Source organism: Candidatus Binatia bacterium (assembly GCA_026415395.1).
In the GTDB taxonomy this organism is placed as follows: Bacteria; Desulfobacterota; Binatia; order HRBIN30; family HRBIN30; genus HRBIN30.
In genome coordinates, this window is record JAOAHD010000003.1 from 309,537 (window position 1) to 329,241 (window position 19,705).

The following is a 19,705-nucleotide window of genomic DNA, read 5'->3' on the forward strand; positions in this document are numbered from 1 at the left end:
CCCATGACTTTGGCCAGATCTTTGCGCGTCCGTAGCATTGGTGTGCTCGCCCTTTTTATGCTGGGAGTCCCCGGCCCGGCTCGTTCGTTGAGCTCTGTTCCAGAAAGTTTTTCGTCTGTCGCCAAAGCGGCACGGCCCGTGGTGGTGAACATTTACTCGATGCGGGTCGTTCGGGTGCCGGGGTCGACTGGCGATCCGGTAGAAGACTTCTTTCGGCAATTCTTCGGACCGGGCCTTCCGTATCGCGCGCAACGACAGCAAAGTTTGGGCTCCGGGTTCATCATTTCGAGCGACGGATACATCGTCACGAACGCTCACGTCGTCGCCTTGGCGCAGCAGATTCGCGTGCGCTTAGCGACACGCGAGGAGTACGACGCGAAGATCGTTGGCGTGGATCAAAAGACCGACATCGCGTTACTAAAGATTCGTCCGAAAGCGCCGCTACCAGCGGCAAAGTTAGGGGACTCCGACAGTCTTGAAGTCGGTGACTGGGTGGTCGCTGTGGGAAACCCGTTCGGCTTAGCGTCAACGGTTACAGCGGGAATCGTAAGTGCGAAGGATCGCGTGATTGGTGCAGGGCCATACGATGACTTCATTCAAACCGACGCATCGATCAATCCGGGAAACTCCGGTGGGCCGTTGCTGAATCTTCGGGGCGAAGTCGTGGGGATCAACTCCGCGATTTTCAGCCGCTCAGGTGGAAGCATCGGCATTGGCTTCGCGATTCCAATTAACCTAGCGAAAAAAGTGATTGACGAGCTCCGCGAGCACGGGAGAGTGATTCGCGGCTGGCTTGGTGTTTCCATCCAGGATGTGACTGCCGATATGGTGGAAGCCTTCGGCCTGGACCGCCCGCGCGGGGCACTGGTTGTCGAGGTCGAACCGGGAAGCCCTGCAGATCGAAGCGGGATCCGCCGGGGTGATGTAATCGTGGAATTCAACGGCGTGCCGATCGAAGAGAGCCGCCAGCTTTCTGCTCGAATCGCCGAACTCCCGGTGGGGCGCTCTGTCGGCGTAGTCCTCTTACGAGACGGCAGAGAGCGCCGCCTTACGGTCACCATCGCCGAATCCCTCGAGGAGGGGCAGCTGAGCAGGCCGAGTTCCGCCGCACGCGAGTGGGGTCTTGTCCTTACGGACCTTACTGCGCAATTGGCGGATCGTTTTCGCATTCCCCGCAACGTACGTGGTGCGTTGATTCGTGAGATCATCCCGGGCTCGCCCGCTGATCGCAGTGGTTTGCAACCTGGCGACGTGATCCGCCAGGTTGATCGAACGCCGGTCACGTCGGCAGCCACATGTGAGCGGGCCTTGGCCAGGGCTGGCGACTCCGTTCTCTTGCTGGTCCAGCGCGGGCAAGCCAGCGGCTACGAGCTTCTGCAGCGCAGCGAGGACGAGCCGTAAGCTGCTGGTCATATGGTCATTGCGCGGGCCAGTTAGCGTGTTCGGTGTTCGGGGGCATTGACCCCCAACCACAAACCCATAGCGATCAAATAAGCGATTGCCATCGAGAGAAGCGGCACAGACCAGGAGCCGAACGTATCGCGACTCCAACCTACGGCCACAGAGTTCAACGCTCCGCCGAGGTTACCGAACATGTTCATCGCTCCGGTGACGCTACCGGCATGTTTTCCTCCAACCGCCGAGCACACCGCCCAGGCCGGTGCCACGCACAGGGCTGCGAAGCCTGCGGCCAGGCTAAGGGCCAGGGCGGCAATCCACGGGCTTGCACTCCAAACTCCCGTGATTGTCCCCACCGCGGCCAGCGGTAGCCCCAGAAGCGCCGGTAGTCGCCGACCCCAGCGCTCACCCCAGCGCCGCGCCGCTGCATCACTTGCCCAACCTCCACTCGCAACACCCACGGCTATGCACAGCAAAGGAAGGGCGGCTAAGTAGCCGGCTTCGACAAAGCGGAAGCCTCTCTCTTCCATCAGGTAGGTGGGAAGCCAAGTGAGGAAAAAGTACCATCCGTAAATCACCAGAAAGTACATGGCGCAGAGGACGGCAACATTCCGATTCCACAGGGTCGCCCACGTAAAACTGTGCGGAGGTGCCTGCGTCGTTTGAGCGCCGATCCAGGCCAGTTCGGCTCGGTTTACCCGCGGATGCTCCGAGGGATGCTCGTAGAACAGCCCAAGCCAAACCACCACCCACAGGATTCCGATTGCGCCAAACACCGCAAACGACCAACGCCAACTCATCACCGTGAGCATGGTGGCGACCAAGGGTTGGCTCAACGCCCCAGCAATTGCGCCTGCCATGACCGTGAGCCCAAAAGCACGGCCAGCCTCAGTCGGAGGCAGCCATTGTCGGAAGGCCCGCGCCAACGTAGGCAGCAGACCGGCCTCACCCACTCCGAAAAGAAACCGCACGGCAACCAGGGACCAAAATCCGACCGCAGCACCGGTGAGCATCGTCATCACCGACCACCAAATGACGATGCGAGCCATCATCAACCGAGCGCCAAAGCGGTCCGCCAGCCAGCCCCCAGGGATCTCGAACAGCGCGTATGCGAAGGTGAAGGCGCTGAACACGTATCCGAGCTCCGTATCCGTTAGGTGAATGTCAGCACGGATGCTGGGAGCCGCGACGGCAATACAAACCCGATCCAGGTACGCAACCCCCATCACGGACAGTGCGAGTCCAACCACAACGAATCGAACTCGCGTCGGCGTGGGGCCGTCCCTTGGTGCCCGATCCATGGTGCACGCCAATACCAAGCTGAGGCCGGCAAGCAACCACGAAGCGGCCGCCTCGACCCGCGAATAGCCTTACCAAGGCCGGCCGTCCGGCTAGAAAGCGAACGGTCGGGTGCGGAAGCAGTCCCGACCGGTGAAAACGCGTTTGCACCCCGCGCCGTCGGCCCGCCCAGTGAGTAAGCCGGAGCTTATTGGTGTGCTGCCGCTCCTTCCCCGCTCTGCGCCTCGGAAAGTACTTTGCGCAGTTCCCGCTTCGTGCGTTCGTTGAGAATGCCATCGTCTCGAATGCCACGCGAGCGCTGGAAGGCCTGAATGGCGTTGACCGTTACTGCGTCGAGCTTGCCGTTCACCTCACCCAAGTATTCTTTGACTTCACGCAACGCGAGTTGAGCCTCGCGAACCTCCTCTTCAGTAACCGGTTGCGAAAGAGCCCGCGCTTGAACATCCGGGATCGACTCCTTGATTTTCTCCGCTGCCTCGCGGGCGCGCGCCTCCGTGTCTTGCTGGCAAGCGAGCATAAAGAACGACAAGGCACCGGCCACGAGCCAAAGCTGCATGACGCCGTTCTTGCTAACCATTCGCTTCGACCTCACCCGACAATTTTATTCAGGGGGTACTCGATAATCCCGGTCGCACCCTCGGCGATCAGCCGAGGAATGAGTTCTCGCACCTCAGCTTCAGGGATCACGCTCTCCACCGCGAACCACTCACGGCCTTCGAGTTTTCCGGTCGGGTAAAGCGGAGATATTGTAGGGGCGGTAAGGCTTGGGATCAGCGACACGACTTGCTGGAGCCGTTCCTTTGGAACATTCATCTTGATCCCCACCTTGCCCTCGGCCTCGAGAGCTCCCTGCAGAAGCATGGCGATTTGTTGGATCTTCGCCTGCTTCCATGGGTCGGACCAAGCTGCCTCGTTAGCAATCAATTGCGGGTTGGACTGAAATAGCTCGCATACGATGCGCAGGCGGTTTGCTCGGATCGTACTCCCGGTTTCAGTTACCTCCACGATGGCATCCACTAACCCATCGGCAGCTTTGGCCTCGGTGGCTCCCCACGAAAACTCCACATCGACCGGAATATTCCGTTCGGCAAAAAAGCGGCGCGTGTAGTTCACCAACTCAGTGGCCACTCGCTTGCCGCGGAGGTCCTCCGGCTTCTGCACCGGCGAATCCTCCGGCACCACCAGCACCCACCGCGTGGGGCGGAAGCTCGACTTGGAATAGACCAAATCACACACTGTGCGCACCCGCGCGTCGTTTTCCCGAATCCAATCGACGCCAGTTATGCCTGCGTCCAGCGTGCCGTCTTGAACGTAGCGCGCCATCTCTTGAGCTCGCACCAGCGAGCAGCGAATGCTGGGGTCGTCGATCGAGGGGAAGTAACTGCGGTCCGACACCGCGATCTTCCATCCGGCGCGACGGAAGAGTTCAACCGTAGCGTCTTGCAGGCTGCCCTTTGGAATTCCAAGCTTCAATCGCGGTGCTGCGGTATCGCTCATGGGCTCAACCCTATCGAATCACTTTGGTTGCCGGTAAAGCTCTCCCGGGTCCACCACTCGCTCTTCCACGACCTCCCATCGGTCGTCCACCCGTTTGCGGAAGAAACAACTCGGATACCCTTCATGGCAAGCGGCGCCGCCGTGTTGACGCACCTTGAGTAACACCGCATCGCGATCGCAGTCGATCCGAATCTCTTTGACCTCTTGAACATGGCCCGAGCTCTCGCCCTTGACCCACAACTGGTTTCGCGACGTGCTCCAGTAGCACGCTCTGCCCGTCGCCAACGTTGCTTCCCAAGCCTCGCGGTTCATGTAAGCGACCATCAGCACTTCGCCACTCTCGGCATCTTGAGTAACGACCACAACGAGGCCGCCACGCTTTGCAAAGTCGGGCTCGATGTTCATGAAGCTGCGTTTGCTAACACACCGCCTGAAACACGGCAACGCGTTAGGCCCCATCCAACCAATCGGGGCTGGTGCCGGCTGGCAGGTTTGCTCCCTGTGGGCATGGGGCTAATGTGCCTAGCACATGACGAGGAGAGAAGGATGAGACTGGACGAAATTGCGCTTCGCATTGGGTGTGAGCTGCGCGGCGCCGGCGACGTAGAGATCCATAGGATTATGCCGATTCAAGAGGCGGGGCCGGGCGACCTGACTTTTCTCGCCAACCCCAAGTACCGCCGCTATCTGGCGTCGACGAAGGCCTCCGCTGTCATTCTCCACCGCAACGAACCGGAGATCCCCCTGCCCTCACTTCGTGCGGATGACCCTTATGAAGCGTTTGCGCGGGCGGTCGACTTGTTTTTCACCCCGGTGCCAACTTGGGAAGGCATTCACCCAACAGCCGTGATCCATCCATCGGCGGAGCTTGGTCCGGACTGCACCATTGGCCCCTACTGTGTCATCGGCCCGGGGGTAACGCTCGGCGCCCGCGGAAGGCTCGAAGCTCACGTGGTGCTGTACCCCGAGGTGAAGATCGGCGACGACTTTCACGCTCATAGCCACGTCGTGGTGCGCGAGCGGGTCATCATTGGCCACCGGGTGACACTGCAACCGGGCTGCGTGATTGGCGGCGACGGTTTCGGCTTCGTGCTGTCGCCCGACGGGGTAGCCCGCCGCATCACCCAAGCGGGCACGGTGATTCTCGAGGATGATGTGGAGGTCGGAGCGAACACCACGATCGACCGCGCGGCAATCGGCGCCACGCGCGTGCGTCGCGGTGCAAAGCTCGACAATCTCGTCATGGTTGCTCACGGGTGCACGATTGGTGAGGGGACAGCCATTGCCGCGCAAACCGGATTGTCGGGCAGCACCCAAGTGGGTCGATTCGTCCGCCTCGGAGGTCAGGTGGGTGCTGCCGGGCATCTTTCGATCGGCGATGGCGCACAGGTGGCCGCTCAGTCGGGAGTTCATAATGATGTCCCTGCCGGGGCAACCTACGGAGGGACTCCGGCGGTAGAGATCCGGCAGTGGCGCAGGAAGCACGCAGCGCTGCAGCGCTTGCCCGAGGCGCTGCAGCGGTTACGACGCTTAGAACGCCAAATGGAGGTACTGGTTGCACGCGCCGGAAGATTTGATGACGGCAGGGAGGAAGAATGATCGAAGTCGTCCCGATCCCCCAACTCGTGGACAACTACGCGTACCTCGTCATTGATCCCAAAACGAAAAAAGCGGCGGTGATCGATTGTGCTGAGGCCGGCCCCGTGCTGGAGGAGGTGCGCAAACGAGACGTCCAAGTCACGGCACTGTTGCCGACACACCACCATTACGATCACGTCGGCGGGCACGAGGAGTTTTTGCGAACGTTCCCAGTCGATGTGTATGCATACGTAGGACAGCGGTCGCGCATCCCTGGGTGCACCCGCGAAGTTTCCGAGGGTGACGAGATTCGAATTGGAGCCCTGATCACGAGCGTGATCTTCATTCCTGCCCACACAACCGGTCACGTTGCCTACCACTTCCCGGGCGAGAAGGTGGTGTTCACCGGAGACACCTTGTTCGTTGCCGGGTGCGGTCGCCTATTCGAAGGCGACGCAGCGACGATGATGGCTTCCCTACAAAAGCTGGCATCACTTCCGGATGACACGAAGGTCTACTGTGGGCACGAATACAGCCAGAAGAATCTAGAATTTGCCTTGCAGCTCGAGCCTCGGAACCAGGCGTTACAGCAAAAGTACCAACGGGTACTCACGCTACGCCAGCAGGGTCTGCCAACGGTGCCCAGTACTATCGCCGAAGAGAAAGCCACAAATCCCTTTCTGCGCTGGCACAGTGCCGAGTTGCAAGCTTCCCTGCGACAAGTCGACCCGAATCTGCCGTTAGAGCCCGTCGCAATCTTCGCCAAAGTACGGTCGTTGAAGGACGCCTATTAGTGCGCGTCCGGCTTCCACTGGAGGCCGTGACACACGTTCCGAGCGGAGCATCATGGACGAAGGTAGAAACGCGCCGTCGAGTTGCATTGGCGGAGAGGTGCCTTTAGGTAGTCACAAATCGGTATGAGAGCACAGCCCACGCGCTACGACGAACTCGAGCACATTATCGACGCGGTAACGGCGAGCTACGACGGGACTCACGAAATCGACAGCTTGGAAACAGCCGCCCTGCCGAACCGACGTGCCGTCATCGACGCACTCCACCACCTCAAGCATGTCATCTACATGGGCTTTTATACGCTGCGTCCACTCACGCGTGGCAACCTGCGCTATGCCATCAGTGAGCATCTGCACCCGGCTTACGAAATTTTGGTGGAACAGATCGGGCGTGCCCAAACTTGGGAACGCATGTGTTCGCGTGAAACCGTCCCACGTGACCCAGGCTGGGCCGAAGAAGTCGTCCTCAGGCTCCTGCGAAAACTCCCCGAACTGCGTGACCTCTTGAACCTCGACGTACTCGCAGCCTTTGCAGGCGACCCTGCGGCCAAAAGCGTGGAAGAAGTCGTCTTCAGTTACCCTGCCATCCAGGCGATTACGACGCACCGCATCGCTCACGAGCTTTACCTCGAGCAGGTGCCCATGATCCCACGCATTCTCTCGGAGTACGCCCACAGCGAGACTGGCATTGACATTCACCCAGGAGCGACAATCGGGAAGAGCTTTTTTATCGACCACGGGACTGGAGTGGTCATCGGAGAGACGTGCGTCATCGGCAACAACGTGAAAATCTACCAAGGGGTTACCCTCGGCGCGTTGAGCGTGCCGCGGGATGCCGACGGAGTGTTGCTTCGGAACCGGAAGCGACACCCGACGATTGAAGATAACGTCACGATCTACTCGGGAGCGACGATCCTCGGAGGCGACACCGTCATCGGCGAGGGATCCATCATTGGCGGGAACCTGTGGATCGTCGAGTCCGTGCCCCCGCACAGTCGCTTGACTCGAGAAACGCATCCGCAACACCGTTGAAGGCCGAGGTGGTCTCGCTGCTCGTGGGTAGGCGCCCCAACGCCAACCAGCAGGCCGACGCGCTGCTCAAGTGTGCGCTAAGCAATCGCTACACATCGCCGCCCCGCTCGTTTCGTGCTGCAGGTGGTAGTATGGGCGCGGTATGTGCACCCGACGATTGCCGTTTTTTGCAACAGGCCTGTGGGCATCCCTGTGCGCGACGTCGGTCATCCTCAGTGGTTGCTCGACGAGGAACGAAATATTCCAGGCGCAAAGCCAGCTTCTTGTCGCCCGGCCGAACTCTGCCTCCACGATCAGCGCCTTGCTGGACGACGCCACCCACAATTGGACCGACAAGCCCATCGAGGCACGGGAACTGTGTTCGCTTGGGCGTGCCACGGTGCAGCTCGTGCGCATTCTGGGCGCTGAAGAACCGCACGATCATCCGGATCACGACCTGCTGGTCGTGCTGCTTCGTGGCGGAGGCTCGATGGCCCTGGCCGATCGCACCGTTCCACTGCAAGCGGGCGATGTGGTCGTTATCGAACATGGTGCTCGGCACGCGTTTCGGAACCATCACCGAGGCGGCTCTCTTGCCCTAGTTGTCCGGCTCAGCCCTGCTGCTGGTGGGGAGCCGTCAATCCGTTGATGCGCTAAGGTCGTTGGCTAGTGTTGGAGCGGAAAGGGTTCGCTTGATGGCCATTCGGATTACGCGAGTGTACACCCGAACAGGTGACCAAGGGGAAACCGCCCTCGTTGGAGGCAAACGAGTCCCGAAGGATACCGCGCGAATCGAGGCCTACGGTACGCTCGACGAGTTGAACGCAGTGCTCGGCATTGCTCGCACATTCAACAGCGAAACGCAGCCGGTGCCAGTACGTGAACGTGTGGAAGCGATTCTCAAGCAACTGCAAAATGAGCTATTCGACCTCGGGAGTGAACTCGCAACGCCCCCGGAAGCCCATCACAGCGAGATGTTTCGCGTGAGCGAACGCGAAGTAACCGCACTGGAGAAAATGTTGGACAGTTTGCAGACGGACCTGGAGCCGCTTCGGTCCTTCATTTTACCCGGCGGAGGAAAGGTCAGCGCCTTTTTGCATCAAGCACGCACGGTGTGCCGCCGTGCCGAGCGTCTGGTATTACGGCTGAGCCGAGAAGAGGACATTGGCCCTTGGCCACTTCGGTATCTCAACCGACTGAGCGACCTCTTGTTCGTACTCGCTCGCTGGGTGGCAAAGCAGACTGGCGAGCCGGAGTTTCTCTGGGAGCGCGGCTTACAGCCTCGGGCGAAGAACCGTCCCGCAAAGACCGAAAAGGGGGAATCAGAGTGACACAATCGACATTGTATCTCCGGCAACTCGAACTCGGTCCGATGGAAAACTTTGTATACATTGTCGGGGACCGAGCCACGCGCAAGGTTGCGCTGGTCGATCCTGCGTGGGACATTGATGCGATCGTCGCAGAGTTGGAAGAGCACGAACTCGATCCAGTTGCGATCTTGATCACGCACTTTCACCCGGACCATCTGGGCGGCAACCTGTTCGGCCACCACATTGCCGGAGCTGCTGAGTTTCTCCAACGCAACTACCCGTTGAAGGTCTACCTCCACAAAGCGGAGGTCGACTACGCCCAGCGCATCGCCGGGCTGTCGAGTTCGGATTTGGTGCCGACCGAGGGCGGGGATACTCTTCAGGTGGGTAACGTGAACATCCGCTTTCTCCACACTCCCGGACACACGCCGGGGTCGCAATGCTTTCTCGTGGAGAACTCTCTGATTTCCGGCGACACGCTGTTCATTGGGAGCTGTGGGCGTGTGGATCTCCCCGGTAGTGATCCCGCGCAAATGTACGACAGCCTGGTGAACAAGCTCGCCGCCCTTCCCGAGGAGACCATTCTCTATCCCGGGCACAACTACGCTTCAGAGCGAAGCTCGACAATCGGCAAGGAAAAACGGTCCAATCTCTACCTCCGTTTCCAGCGGCTCGAGGACTTTTTGCGCTTCATGGGATACGCATGAGCGCCTTCCCGTCGCTCTTTGTGTACGGAACTCTTCGGGACGCAAATCTCGTTTATCAGCTGACCGGCAAGTCGTTTCGGTCCGAAGAGGCCTGGCTTTTGGATTACGAGCGGCACGAGTTGCCGCACACCTACCCATTCGTGACCGCGTCGCCAGGGAAATGCGTGCGCGGCCTGATCTTGTATGATGTCGACCAGGAGTCGCTCACCGCGTTCGATCGTTACGAATGTCGCGGGGTGCTTTACGACCGGGTAACGGCCAGGGCAAAAACGAGAAACGGAGTTCAGGAGGTGCTCGTCTACGTGCGTTGCAAGGATCGCCTTCCGCTCCGCGAGCAAGACGGCAGCGACGGTCCTTGACTTGCACGAACAGCTTGGCTGACTAGCACGAGCGCCTATGGACGGTGACTCCGCTTCATCGCTTTCTGTCGCTGTAGTTGGCGGCCGCAGCGCGGCACTGACCCGCCAAGAACTTCTGCACACCATTTGGCAGCTTGCGTGGCCAGTCATCATCACCCTGTTGCTGGAGTCACTCGTCGGTTTGGTCGACACACTGATGGTGGGCAGGCTCGGAGCCGACGCAGTTGCGGCTGTCGGAGTTGGCGCTCAGATCCTCAATAGCGTGAGCATCGCAATGACGGCTGTGGGCACCGGCACGTTAGCGCTGGTGGCGCGGTCGGTAGGTGCCGGGCATCGAGACTTTGCCGAACGGGTGGTGGCGCAAGCGCTCATCGCCGCCAGTGCTTTATCCTGCCTGTGCATCGCCCCGGTGATTGTGTTTGCCGAGTCTGTCGTTGGCTGGTTCGGAGTACAGCCGCAAGTGCATGAACTCGGTACGCAGTTCACCCGCTTGGTGATGCTCTCGATTCCCCAGTCGGCCACGCTCTTCGTCATCGGCTCGGCACTGCGGGCCGCGGGTGACACCCGCACGCCTCTGTTGATCGGCGCCTTAGTGAACGTGGTGAACGTTGTGGGCAACTATGTGTTCATCTTTGGCGCATTTGGATTTCCGGCGCTTGGTGTGCGCGGTTCAGCGCTGGCCACCGTAGTGGCTTTTACAACCGGCGTTGTGCTGGGCGTCGCTCTGCTGATGCGCGGTCGGCTATCGCTGCGGCTGGAACCCGATCACTTTCGCGTCGACTTCACGCTCATTCGGCGCGTGCTTCGGATTGGCTATCCCGCGGCCACCGAGCAGTTGCTCATGCAAGTTGGATTCTTCCTCTACCTGGTGTTCGCGGCTCGGTACGGTACAAGCGCCGTGGCCGCGTACTTCATCGGTGTTCGGATCCTCGCGCTCTCCTTCTTGCCCGGCTACGGTTTTGCTGCAGCGGCTGCCGCATTGGTAGGCCAAAGTCTTGGCGCGAAACAGCCGCAATTGGCCCGGCGGTCGGGTTGGGAATCGAACCGCCTCGCAGTTTACCTCATGTCGCTGTGCGGCATCGTGATCATCGCACTGGCGGCCCCGATTGCTTCGACGTTTGTCGACGATCCGGAGGTGATTCGCGATACTGTCGCGTTCATTTGGGCACTCGGTGTCTCTCAACCCTTCATGGCGATCGACTTCACCTTGGGCGGCGCACTTCGAGGCGCGGGCGACACCCGGTTCCCGCTGGTAGCGGTTTTCGTTGGTTTCTACGGTTGTCGTCTCGGCTGTGCGTACTTGGTGACAAACGTGGTTCACTGGGACGTACAGTGGCTCTGGCTCTCGTTGGTGGGTGATTACGTGGCCCGAGCCGCGCTGAAAGCGTGGCGGTTTCACAGTGGCCGCTGGGAAAGTGTCCGGGTGTGAATCGCCGGGTGGACACTGCAATGGATTGCACGCTCGCATCCCCCGGGCGATGACGAAGCGCCAAGTGTCAGCCAGCGGACGTGACTCGTGTCGCCCGTTGGAGGGAGGCCGATCAATTCTCTGGCGATGCGCTTTCCACGCGGGCGCAAGAGGAGCAATTTGTTGACAAGGTGTAGAGCCCTGGCTAAACAGCGCGCTCGCAATTCGGTCGCTTCGCGCTTGAATTCTCCTGCTTTTTTTTCGTCAACGGGGCGTTGCTGATGATTGAGGTACGGAACCTGACCAAGCGCTACGGGGAACTTACCGCGATCTCCAACATCAGTTTCACGGCGGAAAAGGGCCAAATCTTGGGTTTCCTCGGACCGAACGGTGCTGGGAAAACCACAACGATGCGGATCATCACCGGCTTCATGCCAGCCACGTCGGGCACGGTGAAGATCGCTGGCTTCGACATTTTCGAGGACTCGTATGAGTGCCGGCGGAGGATCGGCTACTTGCCCGAGTCGCCTCCGCTGTACAACGACATGACGGTGCTTACGTACTTGCGCTTTGTGGGCCGTATCCGCGGGATCAGCAAAGCGGATCTCAATGACGCTGTCGATCGCGTATTGCGCTCTTGTGGGCTTGAGGACGTGCCCCACCGAGTCATCGGGCATCTATCCAAGGGGTACCGGCAGCGTGTGGGTCTGGCCCAGGCAATGATTCATAGTCCTTCTGTTCTGGTTTTGGACGAGCCGACCATCGGCCTCGATCCCAGGCAAATCATCGACATCCGCACCTTGATCAAGGAACTCGCTGCGGACCGCACGGTGATTCTCTCTACCCACATTTTGCCAGAGGTTTCGCAGCTCTGCGACAAGGTGGTCATCATCAATCAAGGACGGATTGTGGTCGAAGACATGCTTGCGAACCTGACTCGGGATACAAGCCTCGAACAGGTCTTCCTCCGGTACATCAGTCAGGATACGGCAGTGCCAGCTGGTGCGGTGGAGGGGGCGGCATGAAAAACGCGTTGACGATCGCTGGAAAGGAGCTCCGCTCGGCGTTTGTCTCGCCGATTGCTTATGTCGTGCTCACGGGGTTCATGCTCCTTGGCGGTTGGTTCTTCTTCAACCTCCTCAACCGGTTCAACTTCCTGGTGCAGATCTACATGAGCTTTCGGAACCCCGAAGTTCAAATGCGCCTGAACTTGAACGAGCTCGTTGTCGCTCCGCTGCTCGGGAATCTCTCGGTCGTGCTCATCATTCTTGTGCCAGTGATCACGATGCGGTCGTTTGCGGAGGAGAAGCGCGCCGGCACCTACGAGCTCCTGTTGACCTCGCCTCTCTCCGTGGCGGAAATTGTCGCTGGGAAATTCCTCGGTGTGGTGGCGTTTTTGATCATCATGCTGGGGCTGACAGCGATCTATCCGATCATCTTGCTGGTTTACGGCAACCCGGAACCTGGCATCATTGCTGCGGGTTACTTAGGGCTGTTCCTGCTGGCGATCTCCTTCGCCACGGTTGGCCTCCTCACCTCATCCTTCACCGACAACCAAATTGTCGCCGCAGTAAGCTGCTTGATCGTCCTGCTGTTGCTTTACGTGATCTCCTGGCCCGCGGAGACGGCTGGTCCCACGCTGGCGGCCGTGCTGCGTTATTTGTCGCTGACCGAGCACTTTTCTGAGATGGTGAAAGGCGTCATCGAAACCAAGGATCTCATTTACTTCGGCAGCGTCATCGCTCTCGCACTCTACCTAACACATCGTTCGGTCGAATCGGTTCGCTGGAGGTAAGCTGTGCGCCGCAACCAATCGTTGCTCGGGTTGTTGGGGCTCGTTTTTCTTCTGTTTGCCGTGATCGCGGGTGCCTTCACAGGCGGGCGCACCGTGATCGATGTGGTGTACATCGCAGCCAACGGTGTTGCTGGGGTCTTCTGCCTGATCGCTTACCTGAGCGCTGGCTTGGAGCAACTGCGGAACGTGGTGAGTGAACGGTCCACCCGTTACGGAGCCAATGTGATTGTCGGCTCACTAGCCTTCCTCGGCGTGCTCATTGTGTTGAACTATCTGGGGGCGCGCCACAGCAAGCGGTTCGACCTCACCGAACAGAAGGTATACAGCCTGTCGGACCAGTCGATTAACGTCGTGAAAAACCTCGAAAACGAGCTCAAGATGCTCGCCTTTGTCGAGGGCGGGATTAACCCTGAGTTGCGGGATCTGCTGAGTAACTACGCGCGCTACTCCTCAAAGGTCTCGTACGAGCTCATCGATCCCGACAAGCAGCCGGAGCTGGCGGAGAAATACCAGATTCGGACTTACAACACAGTGCGCGTCGAGTACGGCAACGAAAGCACACTGGTAACCCAGCCGAATGAAGAGAATCTGACGAATGCCATCATCAAAGTCACCCGCAAAACCCGTAAGGTAGTTTGCGTGATTGAGGGTCACGGTGAGCCTGATTTGGACGACCTACAGAGCCCTAAGGGTCTCGCCACTTTCCGCTCTGCCCTGACCAACGAAAATTACGAAGTGAAAAAGGTTCTCCTTCCCTCGGAGCCAAAAATTCCGGACGATTGCTCCGTGGTTGTTGTTGCAGGTCCACAGCGTCCATTTCTCGAGCACGAGTTGCAGGCACTCCAGTCTTATCTCGAACACGGCGGGCGCTTGCTCGCTTTGGTTCCACCGCGCACTGGAAACGAGTTCGTTCCGGTGTTCGAGAAGTGGGGGATAAAGCTCGGAAGCGACGTGGTCGTGGATCAAGTGGTCCGCCTGTTTCAGGGGCCCGCGTTGGGTCTGACGCCACTGGCGAACACTTACAGCGTGCACGAGATCACGCGCGATTTCAAGCAGCGCACAATCTTTCCCATGACACGCTCGGTCAAAGCCGACGCTGCAGGGAAAAGTGGGCTATCCGTCGTGGAACTCGTTAAAACCAGCCCGTCGAGTTGGGCGGAAACCGATTTGGACGGCGTTTTCCAACGTGGCGAGGCGTCCCTCGATGGTAATGCTGACCTCAAAGGGCCCGTGCCGGTGGCAGTGGCCGTGGAAGCCAACCTTAAACAAATGGGGTTCAACCAGGACGGAACCGCTCGGCTGGTGGTGTTCGGGAGCATCGAATTTGCCTCCAACCGCGAGCTTGACGGCACCTTTTACAACCGCGACTTGCTGATGAACGCCGTTGGTTGGCTTGTGGGCGAGAGTGATTTGGTGTCGATTCGACCGCGAGGAATTCGTGCTTCGCGGATCCAATTCACTCCGGAGCAAAGCTTGATGACGTTCTACCTCACCGTGCTGCTGATCCCGCAACTTTTGCTCGTTGCCGGCATCGCAGTTTGGTGGCGGCGAGAGTAGCCATCCACGAATTCACCGCGCGAGGCGGGTGCCATGCGTTTCCGCACTACATTGTTCCTCTTGGTCATTCTGGCTGGTCTCGGGGCCTACTTATACTGGATGGAGCTGCCTCGGCAGCAGAAGGAGGCAGAGGCCAAAAAGCTCTTCAACTTCAAAGCGGACGATATTGTGCAGGTCCGTATGCGCTTTGAGGACCGCAACATCCTTCTTCGTAAAAGCGATGGTGCGTGGCGGTTGGTTGAGCCCATCGAAGCGCCCGCAGACGAAATCACCGTCAAAAACCTTTTGAACACGATCGCGGAGTGCGAGGTAAAGCGGGAGCTCGAGGACGCAACGGACCTCAAGCAGTTTGGGCTGGACCCGCCCTTTGTCACGCTTGAGGTCAAGCTCAAGGACCGGGAATTACCCGCGGTCGCTGTGGGCAAGAACACGCCGGTCGGATTTTCCGCGTACCTCCAGCGTTTGGACGATCGCAAGGTGCGCCTGACCACCTCCGCGTTCCGCGCTGGGTTGGATAAGCAGGTCAAAGACTTCCGCGACAAGGCCATCCTCAACTTCAGCGACGACGACGTACAACGGTTCTCGTTGGTTCGCGCTGATGGCACTGTCACGCTGGTCCGGAAGGATGGCCAGTGGATCGTCGAGCAACCCGGAAGCAACCCCGCAGATGGGCCCACAGTGCGGTCGTTTCTATCGACCCTGAGAACGATGCGGGCGATCGATTTCCCGAACGACCAGCCAGCCGACCTTTCTCCCTACGGCCTGGACAACCCGCGGTTGCGCATCGTGCTGTTCCTCGGGAAAGACCAAGCGGAAAAGCATGTCCTCATCGGAGGAGAGAATCCGGAGAAGAAGTCGGAGATTTACGTACAAACCAGTGGCGTGCCTACCGTGTATACGGTCAGCGACTGGGTGTGGCGGGATTTGAACAAGAACCCGAACGATTTCCGCGACAAGCTTGTGCTCGGTTACGACGCGGAGCAGCTTCGCGCCGTCCAAGTGACTAGGGCGGATGGGTCGAGCTTTCGAGTGGTGGCCAAGGACAAGGACCAGTGGACTGTCGAGGGTATCGACGGCAAACCGGCACTCACCGTCATTCGCCAGTGGTTACAGGACATCCATGATTTCCGCGGTTACGAGATTGCGGCGGATAACCCGCCTGACGTAGCTCCCTACGGTCTAGACAAGCCAATGCTGACCTTCGATCTTTTCGGGGCCGAGCAACAAGCGCTTGGTTCTATTCGCGTGGGTGTTGTTACCACGGACCAGGGCTCGAAAGAGTACTATGCGGTGGGCTCCAAGGGAGCTACCGTGTTCAAGGTTCGTGATTACTTGGTCACACGACTCAACAAATCGGCCCAGGATCTTCTTGAAAAGCCAACTCCGACACCCGGCGGAATCACTCCCACGCCAGACAACGAAGTCCAAACAGAGGACAACGAACTCACCGAGGAAGACGCGCTAGACTGATTCGATCTCCTTGAGAGCGGCTACCAGCGCATCCACCTCCGTGTCCGTCCCGACCGTGATCCTGAGTGCATCCTCGAGCTCCGGGGTGTCGAAGTAACGCACGAGAATACGGCGTTCCCTCAGGGCCCGATACAGGGGATCGAGGCGTTCTCCCCGACGTCGCGCTAGAACGAAGTTGGCCTCGCTCTGAGGCACCTCGAACCCGAGCGAGCGGAGCGCCGCGATCAAGCGCTCGCGCGTGCTACGGATGCGGCGGACATTCTCCTGCATCCAGGCATAATCCTCGAGCGCTGCGCGAGCACCAACAATGGCCAAGCGATCCACATTGTACGAGTCTTTCAATTTGCCAAGCTCCGCAATCATTTGCGAGCGTCCCACTGCCAAGCCGATCCGCAAACCTGCAAGAGAAAACGACTTCGATAGCGTACGTAACACGACGATGTTTGGGAGCTCCTGAATCAGCGGCAGAGCGCTTGCCGATGCGAAGTCTACATAGGCTTCGTCGACCACCACCAGAGTAGCCGGAAGGCGAGACGCGAGAGCGCGGATCCGGTCGATCTCGACCGCTGTGCCGGACGGAGAATTAGGATGGCAAATAAACACGAGCTTAGGGCGCATCTCTTCCAACCCATCGGGTAGGCAGAAATCCTTCCCGTAGGGCACTCGCTGGATCCGACCCGTTTGAATTTGCACCAGTGTGTCGTACAGGCTGTACGTCGGGTGCGGGTACGCGACCACGTCGCCGTGATCGACGCAGGCGCGAACAACCAGGGAAAGCAACTCGTCCGAACCATTGCCGACGAGAATCTGTTCCGGGCTCACTCCATAGCGCTCGGCGGCCACTTCCCTTACCGCTCGGGCGCTGGGGTCAGGGTACAAGCGGAGGTCCTCATTAGCGGCCGTGCGGATCGCCTCCAGGACGCGGGGTGAGGGAGGGTAAGGGTTTTCGTTGGTGTTGAGCTTGATGAACCCGCGCTCCTGTGGCTGCTCCCCTGGCACATAAGGGTGCAACTGGCGCACGGCCTCGCGAATCCAAGGGAGTTTCATGGTGTGCAGCAGCTAGCAAATGCCGCAGCACGGGAAAAGGAAAGCTAGATCTCCAGCGGAACCTGGGCTTTGAGATGGGGGGAGAAAGCCCTACATAGAGAGGTCCGATGGACGTTGAAGTCCTTCTTGGCCTCCAACAAGCCTACGCAGATCTAAGTCGGGCGCTCGATGAAGCTCGGGTTCTCCTGCCGATTCAGGATTGGCTTTCTCACCATGCTCTCCCCCGGGCGGCGGGCTTAGGACGCGACCTCCGGCAGGCGCAACGACGACCTATGAGTGAAGGCGAGATCGAGCGCTTTGCGCGGGAACTGCACGGTCTGCTCCAGGCGGTTCGGTTAAAGACTGACGAAGTGTGTGCCGCGCCCCTGTATGCAGCAGCGCGAGCGGCGTTGTACGCTAGTGATTTTGCCAGGGCTGAAGCACTTCTTCCATCCCTCTTCGCCGATGTCGAACGGGTGCTGGTGCGGCCGAGTTGCCTTCTTGTGCCCGTGGACCCGTCGCGCCGGGTTCGGCGACCGGGTCAGTCACCGTTCCCGGCGCCCCGGGAACTTGCCGAAGAGCTTTGCGCGCTGTTTAGCCACGGTTTGCCGATTCGATCGGAGCCGGGCTCGCGCTGGCTGGTGGATTTTCCGTGGATTCTCGCTGCTGGCGCTGCCGGAACCCTCGCCTGCCCGATTTGGCTCGTCTGCGATGCCCGTAGGGTCCAGGCGGCGGTGTTGGCTGATCGCCGAGAACCAGGATGTTTTCGACTCTACGGCACTGTCATTCGCAGTTTTGTGGCTGTGGGTATCGCTTCGCGGGCGGACGATGAATGGTGGTTCGTGCAAGACCCGCCCTTCGAGCACTATCGTCAAGTGCTCATCGAGGAACTCCATGCACGCAACTTGCCTGTGGAAAGCGTTGCAGAGATCTGAAGCCCGCAATGCTCGCCGCCGAAGCCGCATAATCCGCGGCGTTTCACGGGGACGACGCAGTGTTGCTGCGTTGACACACCAGGCGGTCGCTGTTAGGCGCCCGCCGTTTCTATGAGTGTTGTTCGCACTCGTTTCGCACCGAGTCCCACGGGTTACCTCCATTTAGGTGGCGCGCGCACCGCCTTGTTCAACTATTTGTTTGCCCGCCACCACCAGGGCCAGTTCGTGCTCCGCATTGAGGACACCGATCGCGAGCGCTCTACCCCCGAATCTATTCAGGCGATTCTCGACGCCATGGCTTGGCTTAAGCTCGATTGGGACGAGGGCCCTTACTACCAAAGCCAACGGCTCGCCTTGTACCTCGAGCATGCGGAGCGTTTGCTGGCTTCGGGGGCCGCCTATCGTTGCTACTGCACGCCAGAGGAGCTCGAGGCAAAGCGCGAGCAGGCGCTCAAAGCTGGCCGCAAGCCGATGTACGACCGCACCTGCCGCACGCGCACAGATGCACCCGCAGGAACGCCCTACGCGATTCGGTTCAAAACGCCCGTCGACGGCGTTACGGTCGTGAATGACTTGGTGAAAGGACACGTGGCGTTCGAGAATGCTGAGCTCGACGATCTCATTATTGTCCGCTCGGATGGCAGCCCCACATATAACCTGTGCGTGGTCGTTGACGATGCCACGATGGCAATTACCCATGTGATCCGGGGCGACGATCACCTCACGAACACACCTAAGCAAATTCTGATCTACCGGGCACTCGGATACCCCATTCCGGCGTTTGCTCACGTGCCGCAAATTCTCGGGCCTGACCGGACGCGTTTGAGCAAGCGTCACGGTGCCACTTCGGTGCTCGCCTACCGAGAGATGGGCTACTTGCCCGACGCCCTCGTCAACTACTTGGTGCGTCTCGGCTGGTCCTACGGCGACCAAGAAATCTTCAGCCGCCAAGAGCTCATCGACAAGTTTTCGCTCGAACACGTGGGCAAGTCCGCTGGGGTTTACAACGCGGAGAAGCTGGAGTGGGTGAATTTTCACTACATGAAAACCACGCCTGCCCAAGAGCTTGCGCAAGCAGTGAAGCCGTTTATCGCCGCACGGGGCTACAAGGTTCCCGGCGATGACGCTTGGCTGGCCAAGATGGTTGCTACCTTGCAGGAGCGGGCGAAGACCCTTGTAGAGTTGGTCGAGATTGGTCGCTTTTACCTGGTCGACGAGGTCGAGCTCGCGCCGGAGCTGGTATCGAAATTCCTGAAGCCGGACATCTTACCCGCCCTGCAGCAACTGCGGTTGCGGCTCTCGGAGCTTGATGACTGGTCTCCGACAACGATTCAGCAAGCTTTTGAACGAGTGATGGCAGAGTTCCGCCTCAACCTAGGGAAAATTGCGCAGCCTGTGCGCGTGGCTACCACTGGAGGCACGGTGAGTCCCGGAATTTTTGAGGTGCTCGACGTGCTGGGAAAGGCGCACACCCTCAAGCGTCTCGATCGGGCGCTCGCGCTCGCGCAGCAAGCCACACGACCCGCTCAGGGGCAGACAGCTTGACTCGCAAGCTCTCTCCGCT

The 19,705-nt window shown here is 59.5% G+C and carries 19 protein-coding genes and 1 pseudogene; 15 read left to right on the top strand and 5 right to left on the bottom strand.

All coding sequences use genetic code 11. The annotated features are described in order from the left end of the window. The first annotated feature begins 3 nt into the window (after positions 1-3). Positions 4-1,401 carry a DegQ family serine endoprotease gene (locus tag N3C12_04290; protein MCX8071656.1) on the top strand — a complete coding sequence of 466 codons (1,398 nt, stop codon included), beginning with the start codon at positions 4-6 and terminating at the stop codon, positions 1,399-1,401. 32 nt (positions 1,402-1,433) lie between these two features. Here N3C12_04290 and N3C12_04295 read toward each other — a convergent pair whose 3' ends face one another. The 4 genes from N3C12_04295 to hisI form a co-directional block, all read right to left on the bottom strand. Next, the gene (locus N3C12_04295) at positions 1,434-2,699 is read right to left on the bottom strand and encodes an MFS transporter (GenBank protein ID MCX8071657.1); all 1,266 of its coding nucleotides are present in this window, start codon (positions 2,697-2,699) and stop codon (positions 1,434-1,436) included. 185 nt (positions 2,700-2,884) lie between these two features. Continuing rightward, a complete protein-coding gene (locus tag N3C12_04300; GenBank protein MCX8071658.1) occupies positions 2,885-3,274 on the bottom strand; it encodes a peptidoglycan-binding protein in 390 nt (129 codons plus the stop codon). Between the two features lie 11 nt (positions 3,275-3,285). After that, complete coding sequence (gene hisG, locus N3C12_04305; protein ID MCX8071659.1) at positions 3,286-4,194, bottom strand: ATP phosphoribosyltransferase; 909 nt, start codon at positions 4,192-4,194, stop codon at positions 3,286-3,288. An 18-nt stretch (positions 4,195-4,212) separates the two neighbouring features. Beyond that, positions 4,213-4,599: a phosphoribosyl-AMP cyclohydrolase gene (gene hisI / locus N3C12_04310; protein MCX8071660.1), complete on the bottom strand. Its 387-nt coding sequence runs from the start codon at positions 4,597-4,599 to the stop codon at positions 4,213-4,215. A gap of 141 nt (positions 4,600-4,740) precedes the next feature. On the opposite strand from hisI, the gene lpxD reads away from it, so the two are divergent. From lpxD to N3C12_04370, 12 genes and pseudogenes are all read left to right on the top strand, one after another. Further along, positions 4,741-5,793, top strand: a complete 1,053-nt coding sequence (gene lpxD / locus N3C12_04315) for a UDP-3-O-(3-hydroxymyristoyl)glucosamine N-acyltransferase (protein ID MCX8071661.1) — start codon at positions 4,741-4,743, stop codon at positions 5,791-5,793. Beyond that, positions 5,790-6,566 (top strand): hydroxyacylglutathione hydrolase, encoded by a 777-nt coding sequence (gene gloB / locus N3C12_04320; GenBank protein MCX8071662.1) that lies wholly within the window; start codon positions 5,790-5,792, stop codon positions 6,564-6,566. Before lpxD ends, gloB begins: the two co-directional genes overlap by 4 nt. A 123-nt stretch (positions 6,567-6,689) precedes the next feature. Continuing rightward, positions 6,690-7,595, top strand: a complete 906-nt coding sequence (locus tag N3C12_04325; protein MCX8071663.1) for a serine acetyltransferase — start codon at positions 6,690-6,692, stop codon at positions 7,593-7,595. A gap of 142 nt (positions 7,596-7,737) precedes the next feature. Continuing rightward, entirely contained in the window at positions 7,738-8,223 is a 486-nt protein-coding gene (locus tag N3C12_04330) for a cupin domain-containing protein (GenBank protein ID MCX8071664.1), read from the top strand. Positions 8,224-8,269: 46 nt separating this feature from the next. Next, positions 8,270-8,905 (top strand): cob(I)yrinic acid a,c-diamide adenosyltransferase, encoded by a 636-nt coding sequence (locus N3C12_04335; GenBank protein ID MCX8071665.1) that lies wholly within the window; start codon positions 8,270-8,272, stop codon positions 8,903-8,905. Next, positions 8,902-9,591 (top strand): MBL fold metallo-hydrolase, encoded by a 690-nt coding sequence (locus N3C12_04340; protein ID MCX8071666.1) that lies wholly within the window; start codon positions 8,902-8,904, stop codon positions 9,589-9,591. The genes N3C12_04335 and N3C12_04340 overlap by 4 nt, the downstream gene beginning before the upstream one ends. Then, positions 9,588-9,950, top strand: coding sequence for a gamma-glutamylcyclotransferase (locus tag N3C12_04345; protein MCX8071667.1), 363 nt, complete (start codon positions 9,588-9,590; stop codon positions 9,948-9,950). The genes N3C12_04340 and N3C12_04345 overlap by 4 nt, the downstream gene beginning before the upstream one ends. A gap of 37 nt (positions 9,951-9,987) precedes the next feature. Continuing rightward, complete coding sequence (locus N3C12_04350) at positions 9,988-11,379, top strand: MATE family efflux transporter (protein ID MCX8071668.1); 1,392 nt, start codon at positions 9,988-9,990, stop codon at positions 11,377-11,379. A 257-nt stretch (positions 11,380-11,636) separates the two neighbouring features. Continuing rightward, positions 11,637-12,269 (top strand): annotated as a pseudogene (locus N3C12_04355) (ABC transporter ATP-binding protein). A gap of 110 nt (positions 12,270-12,379) precedes the next feature. Continuing rightward, complete coding sequence (locus tag N3C12_04360) at positions 12,380-13,153, top strand: ABC transporter permease (GenBank protein ID MCX8071669.1); 774 nt, start codon at positions 12,380-12,382, stop codon at positions 13,151-13,153. 3 nt (positions 13,154-13,156) lie between these two features. Beyond that, positions 13,157-14,710 carry a GldG family protein gene (locus N3C12_04365; GenBank protein ID MCX8071670.1) on the top strand — a complete coding sequence of 518 codons (1,554 nt, stop codon included), beginning with the start codon at positions 13,157-13,159 and terminating at the stop codon, positions 14,708-14,710. A gap of 33 nt (positions 14,711-14,743) precedes the next feature. Next, complete coding sequence (locus tag N3C12_04370) at positions 14,744-16,180, top strand: DUF4340 domain-containing protein (GenBank protein MCX8071671.1); 1,437 nt, start codon at positions 14,744-14,746, stop codon at positions 16,178-16,180. On the opposite strand, the gene hisC is transcribed toward N3C12_04370, so the two are convergent. Continuing rightward, positions 16,172-17,227, bottom strand: a complete 1,056-nt coding sequence (gene hisC, locus N3C12_04375; protein MCX8071672.1) for a histidinol-phosphate transaminase — start codon at positions 17,225-17,227, stop codon at positions 16,172-16,174. The genes N3C12_04370 and hisC overlap by 9 nt on opposite strands. Before the next feature lie 107 nt (positions 17,228-17,334). Between hisC and N3C12_04380 the strand changes: the two genes are divergently transcribed. Next, a complete protein-coding gene (locus N3C12_04380; protein ID MCX8071673.1) occupies positions 17,335-18,141 on the top strand; it encodes a hypothetical protein in 807 nt (268 codons plus the stop codon). A 111-nt stretch (positions 18,142-18,252) separates the two neighbouring features. Next, entirely contained in the window at positions 18,253-19,686 is a 1,434-nt protein-coding gene (gene gltX, locus N3C12_04385; GenBank protein MCX8071674.1) for a glutamate--tRNA ligase, read from the top strand. The last annotated feature ends 19 nt before the right edge of the window (positions 19,687-19,705 follow it).

Bases quoted from the DNA above. Each gene is read 5' to 3' on its own strand.
- N3C12_04350 (MCX8071668.1), top strand. From the start codon at position 9,988: ATGGACGGTGACTCCGCTTCATCGCTTTCTGTCGCTGTAGTTGGCGGC.
- N3C12_04380 (MCX8071673.1), top strand. From the start codon at position 17,335: ATGGACGTTGAAGTCCTTCTTGGCCTCCAACAAGCCTACGCAGATCTA.
- gltX (MCX8071674.1), top strand. From the start codon at position 18,253: ATGAGTGTTGTTCGCACTCGTTTCGCACCGAGTCCCACGGGTTACCTC.
- N3C12_04330 (MCX8071664.1), top strand. From the start codon at position 7,738: ATGTGCACCCGACGATTGCCGTTTTTTGCAACAGGCCTGTGGGCATCC.
- N3C12_04290 (MCX8071656.1), top strand. From the start codon at position 4: ATGACTTTGGCCAGATCTTTGCGCGTCCGTAGCATTGGTGTGCTCGCC.
- N3C12_04295 (MCX8071657.1), bottom strand. From the start codon at position 2,699: ATGGATCGGGCACCAAGGGACGGCCCCACGCCGACGCGAGTTCGATTC.
- lpxD (MCX8071661.1), top strand. From the start codon at position 4,741: ATGAGACTGGACGAAATTGCGCTTCGCATTGGGTGTGAGCTGCGCGGC.
- N3C12_04360 (MCX8071669.1), top strand. From the start codon at position 12,380: ATGAAAAACGCGTTGACGATCGCTGGAAAGGAGCTCCGCTCGGCGTTT.
- N3C12_04345 (MCX8071667.1), top strand. From the start codon at position 9,588: ATGAGCGCCTTCCCGTCGCTCTTTGTGTACGGAACTCTTCGGGACGCA.
- N3C12_04300 (MCX8071658.1), bottom strand. From the start codon at position 3,274: ATGGTTAGCAAGAACGGCGTCATGCAGCTTTGGCTCGTGGCCGGTGCC.
- hisC (MCX8071672.1), bottom strand. From the start codon at position 17,227: ATGAAACTCCCTTGGATTCGCGAGGCCGTGCGCCAGTTGCACCCTTAT.
- N3C12_04325 (MCX8071663.1), top strand. From the start codon at position 6,690: ATGAGAGCACAGCCCACGCGCTACGACGAACTCGAGCACATTATCGAC.
- gloB (MCX8071662.1), top strand. From the start codon at position 5,790: ATGATCGAAGTCGTCCCGATCCCCCAACTCGTGGACAACTACGCGTAC.
- N3C12_04370 (MCX8071671.1), top strand. From the start codon at position 14,744: ATGCGTTTCCGCACTACATTGTTCCTCTTGGTCATTCTGGCTGGTCTC.
- hisI (MCX8071660.1), bottom strand. From the start codon at position 4,599: ATGAACATCGAGCCCGACTTTGCAAAGCGTGGCGGCCTCGTTGTGGTC.
- hisG (MCX8071659.1), bottom strand. From the start codon at position 4,194: ATGAGCGATACCGCAGCACCGCGATTGAAGCTTGGAATTCCAAAGGGC.
- N3C12_04335 (MCX8071665.1), top strand. From the start codon at position 8,270: ATGGCCATTCGGATTACGCGAGTGTACACCCGAACAGGTGACCAAGGG.